This is a genomic window from Candidatus Polarisedimenticolia bacterium (genome assembly GCA_035764505.1).
GTDB lineage: Bacteria > Acidobacteriota > Polarisedimenticolia > Gp22-AA2 > AA152 > AA152.
Genome location: DASTZC010000216.1, coordinates 1 through 9,744, shown reverse-complemented (window position 1 = coordinate 9,744; position 9,744 = coordinate 1). Strand labels below are relative to the sequence as shown.

General features: G+C 65.6%; 8 protein-coding genes. 4 read left to right on the top strand and 4 right to left on the bottom strand.

Features of this window, described 5'->3' with window-relative positions; all coding sequences use genetic code 11:
• The first annotated feature begins 276 nt into the window (after positions 1 to 276).
• Entirely contained in the window at positions 277 to 522 is a 246-nt protein-coding gene (locus VFW45_14375) for a DUF2630 family protein (protein HEU5181971.1), read from the top strand.
• A 219-nt stretch (positions 523 to 741) separates the two neighbouring features.
• Positions 742 to 1,386: a hypothetical protein gene (locus VFW45_14370; GenBank protein HEU5181970.1), complete on the top strand. Its 645-nt coding sequence runs from the start codon at positions 742 to 744 to the stop codon at positions 1,384 to 1,386.
• A gap of 68 nt (positions 1,387 to 1,454) precedes the next feature.
• Here the strand turns inward: VFW45_14370 and VFW45_14365 are convergent, their stop codons facing one another.
• From VFW45_14365 to VFW45_14350, 4 genes are all read right to left on the bottom strand, one after another.
• Positions 1,455 to 2,894: a DUF1254 domain-containing protein gene (locus VFW45_14365; protein ID HEU5181969.1), complete on the bottom strand. Its 1,440-nt coding sequence runs from the start codon at positions 2,892 to 2,894 to the stop codon at positions 1,455 to 1,457.
• Positions 2,891 to 3,163 (bottom strand): DUF2277 domain-containing protein, encoded by a 273-nt coding sequence (locus VFW45_14360; GenBank protein HEU5181968.1) that lies wholly within the window; start codon positions 3,161 to 3,163, stop codon positions 2,891 to 2,893. Before VFW45_14360 ends, VFW45_14365 begins: the two co-directional genes overlap by 4 nt.
• Positions 3,164 to 3,290: 127 nt before the next feature.
• Positions 3,291 to 4,367, bottom strand: coding sequence for a hypothetical protein (locus tag VFW45_14355; GenBank protein ID HEU5181967.1), 1,077 nt, complete (start codon positions 4,365 to 4,367; stop codon positions 3,291 to 3,293).
• Positions 4,364 to 6,571, bottom strand: a complete 2,208-nt coding sequence (locus VFW45_14350) for a redoxin domain-containing protein (GenBank protein HEU5181966.1) — start codon at positions 6,569 to 6,571, stop codon at positions 4,364 to 4,366. The genes VFW45_14355 and VFW45_14350 overlap by 4 nt, the downstream gene beginning before the upstream one ends.
• A 197-nt stretch (positions 6,572 to 6,768) precedes the next feature.
• Here VFW45_14350 and VFW45_14345 point away from each other — a divergent pair, with 197 nt between their 5' ends.
• A complete protein-coding gene (locus VFW45_14345; protein HEU5181965.1) occupies positions 6,769 to 8,925 on the top strand; it encodes a TonB-dependent receptor in 2,157 nt (718 codons plus the stop codon).
• A gap of 201 nt (positions 8,926 to 9,126) precedes the next feature.
• Positions 9,127 to 9,744, top strand: a 618-nt coding sequence (locus VFW45_14340) for a DUF6597 domain-containing transcriptional factor (protein HEU5181964.1), incomplete at its 3' end; no start/stop codon positions are given.

Sequence of the window (9,744 nt, the reverse complement as noted above, 5' to 3'; positions counted from 1 at the left end):
CTTGCGTACCGCTTTGGGTACGCGGCGCTTCGACGCGCCTTGCGATCCGGGCGGCTCGACGGCCTCGGTGTTAACTCGATTTCCGATACGCGACACCTCGTTTCTTCGACGATCCTGACCTGCATCTCTGCTGTGATTGTCACAATGTCCAAGCTATGATGGCGTTCATGGTGGTGCGTTGCTTGTTCCCCCGTCTCATTACGCCACCCGAAAATGGAGATGTTTCTGTAGAAGGAAGTAACCAGACTACATCGTTGCAACAAATGGAGAATTGCTATGGAGAATCAGGACGCCGATCGGCCCGTGCAGAAGCACATCGCCAAACTGGTGGAAGAGGAGCACGGCCTGTACGAAAAGCCAAGCCTGTCGGACGGAGAGAAGACTCGCCTGCAGGACATCAAGGTCGAGCTCGACCAGTGCTGGGACCTGCTCCGCCAGCGGCGCGCTCTGCGCGAGTTTGGCGAGGATCCCGACAAGGCGCGTGTCCGCCCGAAGGAGATCGTCGAGAACTACGAGCAATGAAAACGGAGCATCCGGCGATCCTCTGACACTCCCGCAAGCGCCGGGGCACCGGCCCATCCATTTTTCAGACAGCCGAGCCGCTGATTACGAAAATGAACTTCCGCCTTGAGCGCCAACGCGCTCCCGGCGGTTGTCCGTGCGGGGAGCGGAACCTATCTTCAGCCCCGTCGGGTCCGAAGGCTCGGGCCCAGGGAGTCCATTGGCTGGAGGACGTTCACTATGAAGCGGACGGCAATGCTCGCGATGATCGTGCTCTCGATGATGGGCGCCATGGGCTGTGCCAGTCATCATGAGACCGTGCAGTCGGTCCAGGTCCCGCCGCGCGTCAATCTCAAAGAGCACGAGATAATCGGCGTCGTGGAATTCAGCTCGAGCTCGAAGGGAAAGCTGGGTCCGCTGGCCACCTCTCGGTTCATCGAGATGGCGCGCCGCGACCAGGGACTGGTCCGCATCGTATCGCTGGGGACCGAGGCGGAGGCGCTGCGCTCGGTGTTACGCGACCGGCTGGACGCGGAGGCGCTGCGCGTCCTGGGGGAGAAGCATGGCGTCCAGAGCATCTTCACCGGGAAGGTGACCGTGTCGGACATCAAGCCGAACGTGCAGCTCCTGACGAGCCTGCGCGGGGGCCACGTGTCGGCCCAGGTGAACGCCACGCTGGCGGTGCAGCTGATCGAGACCTCCACCGGCGCTTCCCTCTGGAGCAGCTCGGCGCAGGGCGCCAGGGAAGTGGGCCAGATCAGCGTCTCCAGCGGCAGGAACTTCTCCTTCGACTCCGACGATCCCGATCAGGCTTACGGGGATCTGGTCAACGCCCTGGCTTCGGAGACGACGCGGGATTTCCAGGTCACCTGGGAGCGTCGTTAGGACTTCGGCAGGCAAGAGCGGGTCGGAACGCCAAACACAGGCCGGCGAGCCGGGATGGATCGCCGGCCTTACTTTTGAGGCCCATTCATCAGCTCGACGTCCGGCAGCTTCCAGGATTCAGCGAAGCCTTCGGCAGGGCCGTAGAGACGAAACATCAGGAAGAAATCCTCATCGGTCGGGATCCAGTTCGTCTCCTTGCCGGCCGGCGGCCGTGGTCCGAAATAGAGGTCCACGCTGCCATCGGCGTTCATTTTCATCCGCGGCTTGTCGTAAGAGGACAGTCCCGCCCTTATGGGATTGGGAATCATCGACTTGGTCTTCAGGCTGTAAGCGATGACCGACCAGAAATCGCGCACCGGGACGTCGGCCGGCACTTGAAGCCGGTAGCTCTTCTGCCCCGAGAGCGGCTTCCCGGTGCTGTCGCGAACAGCCGTCAGGTAGGCACTGGCCGCTCCGAGCTTCTTGGGGAGCCAGGTCCCCAGGAAAGCGAAGCCGCCCGCCCGCTCGTCCACCCGCAGTATCCCGTTCTGTACGAAGGTGAAGCCCTCCTTTTGAGTCAGGTTCAACCCGCCCCACTGCCGGTCCGGCCAGACTTGCAGCTGTCCTTTGCCCATCGTAATGAAGTAGTCCTGCATCGCGGCATAGGCCTCGCGCGCCGCCTGATCGAAACCCCGCGCCGTCTCCCCCGTGGGGTCGAAGGGCTTTCCCTTCTCGATGCCGATCGAGGCGAGCAGTCCTAACATCGCCGCATCTTTTTCCTGCGCCGGCTCGTCTTTCACGACCTGGGCGAGGTCGCGGAAGAAGGTGACGTCGTAGACCGGCAGCGTCTTCCAGGGCTTCGGATAGGCATCGACATAGCGCGTTTCCGGGTTGGCAGCCTGCACCAGCGGATAGACCTTGAGAGTCTTGCTGGTGACCACCGCGTCCTCGAGCTTGCCTCCCTGGGCGATGATCGGGCGCAGGGCGACGTGTACGAAATAGGTCGTTGAAGGGACGACGAGGTAGCCCTCGGGCACCTCCTGATCGTATCCCGGCGGCAGGAAGAGGTACTTGCCTCCTTGGCCTGCGTCATCACCGGTCGGTCCGACGTCGACGAGCGGAACTTCCCAGCTGTCGATGGCGCTTCCGAAGAGCACGACCTTGTCGCCGGCGGGCGGCACCTCCAGGACCACCGGTCCGCTGCGAGTATCGAGCACCGAAAAAACGTAGGGGGTGTTGTTGTTGGCGGTCAGGAGCTCGTGCCGGGGCTCCAGCGGCTTCGAAAAGTAGATGACCTGGTTGGCCTCGGCCCCGATCCCCGGCAGGCTCTTGCGAAAGGCGGCCATCGATACCGCGGGCATCCCCCAGATGGCCGCCTCGACGGCGCGTCGCTCGAAGCTGCGGCGGGCAGGGTCGGGTCCCGCCGGTGGAGGGGGTGCTTTGCGAGGAGGCTTGGCGGCGGGAGCCGCCTGGAGCATGGCGGTCGCCGCGCACGCCACGACGGCCGCCGCGACCAGAAGCCGCTTCATGGCCTGCCGAAGCGCTGGGCGGCGCGCTTGCGCGCCTTGGCCGCCTCGACCTCGCGGTCCCTGGGAGGCGCACTCGTTATGAGGTTGTCGAGCAGCTTGCGCGCCGCGCGCGCCACTTCGTCCACGGCGCGCTCGAAAGCCGGCTCGTTGGCCTGCGAGGGGCGCGTGAAGCCGCTGATCTTGCGGACGAACTGGAGCGACGCCGCATGCACCTCCTCGTCGGTCGTCGGCGGAGCGAAGTTGTAAAGAGTCCGGATGTTCCTGCACATGATCTCACCTCGAAAGTCGCCTGCTTCTTCGCGCATTCTGAGTCGATCGTATTACGCGCCATGCACGTAGCTGCCGTCAACTGGAGGCGCCCCGCGATGTCGTGGGAGGGCAAAGGAAGACCTTCGGCTAGGAGACGCGCTTCTCGTACTCCACCGCCAGGGCCCCGATGACGACCATCGTGGTGTGAAGCTCGAAGCCCTGCTTCACGTAGTCCCCGAGCAGCCGGCGCTGGCGCGGGTAGCTGCCCCACGAGCCGTCCTGATTCTGGCTCTCCAGCAGGTAGGTGACCGCTTCCCGGGAAGCCGGTCCGTCATCCATCATCAGATAGTGCTCGCACTCGAGCAGCTCGGCGACGAGATCGGGGTCCTTCCTGGCAAGGTACCGGCGCAGCAGCCGATCGAGGGTGTTGCGCAGGTAGCTCCTTTCCGATCCGTCGAAGGGATTCACATCGCGTTTGTCGCCGTACTCGAAGGGGGCATAGATCTCGTGCGTCAGCTCGTAGACCTGGGGGTCGGACATGACGGCGGGATTCTCGCGGTGCGCGATCACTCCCTCGTTGCGCGCTTCCTCCAGCGGAAAGGGCTCGGAAAGACCGAAGTCCCGGTAGTACCAGTGGAAGACCTCCCGCTGATGCGGACCGCGCTCCCGCATGTGCGCGTCGAGGCGGTCGTGGATTTTGGCAATCTCGGCGCGGTACATCGAGATGTCGAGGCCGAGACGCTCCATCAGCAAGGCGGCGCGCAGGTAGGAAGTGGCGTCCTGCTTGAACCACTCGTCACGGATGGTGAGCATGTCGTGATAGGCCGGCTCGTAGGTCACCTTCACGACCTCGCGGATTCGAGCCATGAGGACTTCGCGCTCTCGAGGCGGAGCCACTTTCCAGAGCTCGTAGTAGGCGTCGAGCAGCTCGACCAGCTTTTTCTTTCCCTTGATGCCGTGCGCCCGCAGCTCCGCGGGATCGACATGCAGCGTATCCAGCCAGCTCCGGGCGCGTTGGACCGATTCACGGTAGGCCGCGAGCGACGGGAGCGGCGGGCCTTGGCCCACCGGATCGGAAGGAGTGCCCGGCGTGACGCCGGAGGTCGACGGGCTCTCCGAAGGAGCGCTGCAAGCCCACTGGCAGGCGGCGAGAGAGCCCAGGGCGACCAGGAGGATCGCCGCCCGGGACCTGCGCGCCGAAGCTCTTCCGACGTGGGGAATCATCGGGCCAGCACGGAAGCGTTGCGCAGCCGCCAGGTGGCTTCTTCGGCGAGCTTCGGCTCGTCCCACTTCTGGCTGCCCTGCCATGAGCCGACGATGACTCCGTTGGGGGCCACCACATAGGTCCTTGGGAGACGGTAGGCGATGTCGAGCATCTGCGTGAGCTCCCCTGTCGGTGTGCGGAAGGTGGGGAGCTGCAGGCCGAGCTTCCTGGCGAAGCTCTCGATGCGAGGACCGGACTGGGCATCTTCCACCGAAATCATGATCAGCCGGCCGGTGCCCGATTTTTCCAGGCTCTGACCGAACTTCAGGAGCTGCGGGAGCTCGCCGACGCAAGGGGCACACCACGTGGCCCAGAAATGGACGATGGCCGGCCGGTCCAGCTTCGAGGCCAGCGAGACCTTGGTGCCGTTGGCCGCGAGCATGTCCAGCGCGAGGCGCGAGCCGGGACTCTCCGGAGCCTGCTTGCACACGCCCGAAGAAGCCTTCCCTGCCTGGGAGAGGGCCGTTTCCATCGCGGCGGGGAAATTGTCGGGGTGCGCGTAGAGCCAGGTCTGGACGACCGTTCCGTCGGGGGTGATGAAGAAGGTCGTGGGCGTCGAGATGTTGCGATACAGCTCGGTAATCGAGCCGTCAGGGTCTTCCAGGACCGGCCAGGTGATCTGCTCCTGCTTGATGTAGCGGCGGGTTATCTCGCGATGGGAAGCCTGGCCCGGCTGATCGGGCTTGATGCGCGTGACCGACAGGATGTCGATGCGGTTCGGGTTCTTCTTCAGCCAGGAGACGAGAAGCGGTATCTCCACCTGGCAGTGCGTGCAGGTCGACGACCAGAACATCAGGAGCAGCGGCCGTGGGTGTGCGGGCTTGCCGGTGAAATGGAAGGGCTCGCCCGAATCGAACTTCTTCGCCTGAAACTCGGGGGCGCACCAGCCCACCATCTCCCTCGCGGGGAAATAAGGGGCCATCTGCTTGATCTCGGGGACCTGGGTTCCCGAGGCCATCTTGCGCATCACTTCTTCGGCGCTGATGACCCCGCCGGTGGGAAGGGCAAGCTTCTGCTCCAGGGCCTTTATCCTGGAGGCCACCAGGCCCCCGTCGGCGCGAAACAGCGCCACATCCGGGATGTCCATGGTGTTCAGAGCCTTCGATAGAACGAAATCCTGGTCGATCAAGAGAGGTAGATCGCGCGGCAGCTGGAGCATCGTGGCGGCCTCGAGGACCTCCTCGTCGCGCTGGTTGCCGCCGCGGCCGGCCACCGGGTAGACGTCGAAGGCGGGCAGCTGGCTCTTGAAGAAGCGCGTCATGGAGCCGAGCAGACGCTCCGAGGGACGGTATCCCGGAGTCCAGAAGATCAGGGCGACCGGCCGGCCGTGTCCCAGCCGGGACTGCAGGTCGAAAGCCTCCATCTTGGCGCCCTTTTCGATGCGGCTCAGCGGACCCGCCAACCTGTACGGTCCTGCGCCGGGAGCGGGTCCCGGCGTCGCCGCGCTCGCCTCCGGAAAGAAGAGGCTTCCCGCTCCGACTCGCTCTTCGGGTAGGAGGGCGGAGTCGGGGCCCGCGGGCACCAGCGGTCCGCCCTGCTCCTCGATGCGGTGGCGCTCGATCGCGGCCCGCTTCTTGACGTGAACCCGATAAGCCCGCTGCACGCCGATGGTCGCGGCGAGGAGCCCCAGGAAGACACAGGCGGTGACACGCAGCGGCCGCGGCCATCCCATGAGATCCGACAGGGTGTCGCGCAGCAACGACCCGGGCGACCTTCGCGCCGCCAGCGCCGTCAGGATGGGAATCGTCAGGTTGATGCCGTACAGGCTGGCGCAGTACAGGCAGATGAATCCGATGTGCGTAGAGGACAAATAGAACAGGAATGCCGAGTAGAGGACGGTGAGCATGCCGATCGAGAACGCATAGGCGAGCAGGCGCGGGGTGCGGCGCGCTTTCCAGAGAAGCAGGAGCACGAGCAGGTAGGTCGGGATGGCGAAGGCGGCGATCGGGACGCCGAGCAGCTCGGAGAAGCGGCTCGTGTTCACCGTGTCGCAGTTGATGGTCTCGGTTTCCGGGCAGTTGGAGAGGACCGCGGTGGCATCGCCATAGACTCGATTCTCATGGTGCTGCGTCAGCAGGATCGAGACCACGATCCCGGTCGTGACGAGAGCGCCCAGGATGAGCCGAATCCAACGAGCCGAGCCGGTGTTATATCCAGTTTGCATGGGTTCTGAAAGGGTCCAGGGAATGCTTTTATAAGCCAGCTTGGGCGATTTGGCAAAAAACTGGCCGTCGGAGCGCCGGAGGCCCATCCCGGCAAACCGGCTGAAGATGGGCAATCCGGGCCGACGGGGCGCGGCTCCGGCTATGCTGACAGGCGGCACTCCGGACCAGGGGCTTGCATGCATCGTTGGCTCTCTTCATGAAAACCATGATGCTCGCGGTCGGATTGGGGCTGCTGGCGGCCGTTTCGCCGATTCTTGCCCAGGAATCGGGCAGCGTCCTGGTGCGCGTCCGCAACGGCGTCGCGCCCATCCCCTCCGCGGACGTCCACTCGGACGACGTCACCGTGCGATCCGACGAGCGCGGCGAGGCGCGCCTCACCCTGCCGGCGGGCGAGCATGAGGTCACGGTCATCCGCGCCGGCTTCGAATCGGCCACCGTCAAGGCAACGGTGAAGCCCGGCGAGGAGACGGTGATGGTCGTGCAGCTCCGCGAGCAGCGCCTCGAGGACACCGTCACGGTCGTCTCGTCCAGCCGCGGCGCCACCCTCGTCGCGGACGAGCCGATCCGCATCGAGGCCGTTCCCCAGGAGGAGATCGAGGAGAACCAGAGCCTGGCGCCGGGAAACCTGTCGACCCTGCTCACAGAGCTGGGCGGCGTGCGGGTGCAGATGACCGTTCCTTCGCTCGGCGGCTCCGAGCTGCGTCTCCAGGGACTGCCGGGGCGCTACACGCAGGTGCTGCACGACGACCTCCCCCTCTACGGCGACACTCCCGACGCCTTCACCCTCATGCAGGCGCCGCCGCTGGACCTGGCGCGCGTCGAGCTGATCAAGGGAACCGCCTCCGCCCTGTACGGCGGCTCGGCCATCGGCGGCGTGATGAACCTGGTGTCGCGCCGTCCCGGGAGCGAGTCGGCGGGTCTCATCAGCCAGAGCTCGCAGCGCGCCACCGACGCGCTCGGCTTCTTCGCCTCGCCGGCGAGCGGCCGCTGGGGCTTCACCCTCCTCGGCTCGGCACACCGGCAGGAGCTGTTCGACGTGGACGGCGACGACTGGGGCGATCTGGCCGGATACCGGAGAGCGACGCTTCGGCCGCGCCTCTTCTGGGACGACGGCACAGGGGACTCGCTGCTGGCGACGATCGGCGCGATGGGTGAAGACCGCGAAGGAGGAACGGTGAAGGGGGGCGTGACTCCCGCGGGCGATTCCTTCGAGGACACGCTCGACACCCGGAGGTACGACGCGGGCACGGTGGCGCAGATCCTGACGGACCGCGGGCTGCTGGTCGGTATGCGCGGCATGCTGCAGCGGATTTCCTCCGATCGAAGCCTGGACGACGTGCCGGAGAACGAGGTCCGCGACACCGGCTTCGCCGAGGTGAGCCTGGCCGGAAGCGCGCACGCCAATACCTGGACGGTCGGCGCCGCCTGGAACGGCGAGCGGCTCGACATGCGCCAGCGCGACGACCTCGATTACCGTTATTCGACCCCCGCGCTCTTCGCCCAGGACGAAATCGGCTTTTCGGAAAAGCTCCGGGTCGCCGTCAGCGGACGGCTCGATTTCCAGAATGTCTACGGCACTTTCTTCGATCGGCGCGTTTCGGTGCTCTTCCGGCCGGGAGGCGGGATGAGCTTCCGGATCTCCACGGGCACCGGATACTCGCTGCCGATCCCGATTACCGAGCGCACGGAAGAAGTGGGTCTGAGGCGCGTGGCGCCTCTTGCCGCTCTCGATCCGGAGCGGGCGCGCAGTGCCTCGCTCGACGTGGGCTGGGGCCACGGTGCCTGGGAGCTGAACGGGACGCTCTTCGCCTCGCGTGTCGAGCACGCGCTGCAGACCGTCGACTCGACCGCGCTGCCCGGCACCGTTGAGGTTCGTAACGCTCCCGACCCGCTGCAGACGTACGGTTCGGAGCTGCTCGTCCGCTACAGCCACGGCCCGTGGCATGCCATCGGAAGCTACACCTACACGCACTCCGAGGAGTCGGATCCGGCGGGGTCGGGGCTGAGAGAGGCGCCGCTGACGCCACGGCACGCCGGGGAGCTGGCGCTGATCGTGGAGAGCGAAGCTCGCGGCCGGATCGGGGGTGAGATCTCCTACGTCGGCGCCCAGAGCCTGGAGGAAGACCCTTATCGCAGCACCAGCCAGGCTTACTGGACGATCAATATTCTCGGGGAGCTGCGCATCTCGGAGGCGCATATCTTCTTCAACGCCGAGAACCTCACTGATTTTCGCCAGACCCGCCACGATCCGTTGCTGCTGCCGGTCCAGTCGCCTGAGGGAACCTGGACCACCGACGTCTGGGCGCCCCTGGAAGGGCGGACCTTCAACGCCGGCGTCCGCCTGGATTTCTAGCCCGCGCCGTACCACGCTCCATGAGGGTCTTCCCGCGGGCGGTCGCCGAAGCGTGGCTGAGCCCATGGAACATTTCCCCCGCGCCACCCGGGTTGACGCGCCGATCCCCCTCTCGACTCAGCGCCCTGAAGCAGGCAAGATGGAGCCTCCCCAGGCTTCTCTCCCAGGGTCCCATCCTTCATGCGGAGCGGATCGAAGGCGATGCACCGCTACCACGAGTACGAGCCGCACGAGATCCTGCGGGACACCGTCAAATGCTTCTGGATCCATGAGGCCGAGTATTCCTTCGAGACGGATCAGGACATCGCTCCCGACGGCTGCGTGGAGCTGATTTTCAACTTCGGCGACCCGTACCGGCTGCGGAAGAAGCCACGTCCGATCACTCTGCCGCCCGCCATCATCGTGGGCTTTCAGGACAAGACCATCCCCCTGCTGCTCCGCGGGAAGCTGAAGGTCGTCGCCGCCCGGCTGTATGCCTGGGGCGCGCTGGCGCTGGTCCAGGACAACGTCACGACGCTCGCCAACAGCGTCACGCCCTTGAAGGGATGGGACGCGCTGATGGAGCGCTTGAGGAGCGCGGTCCTGGAAGGGAAGTTCGAGCAGGCCGTGGCCGTCCTGGAAGAGCACCTGGTCCGACAGTCCCTGGCGCGGACTTTCGATCGCCGGACCATCCAGGCGGCCGCCAAGCTCCTGCATCACACCCGGGGGCAGGTTCGGATCGCGGAGCTGGCCGATTACTGCCACATGTCGGTGCGCCAGCTGGAGCGCGGCTTCCGGCAGGGGGTCGGCGCCTCCCCCACGAGCTTCGCGCGCACCCTG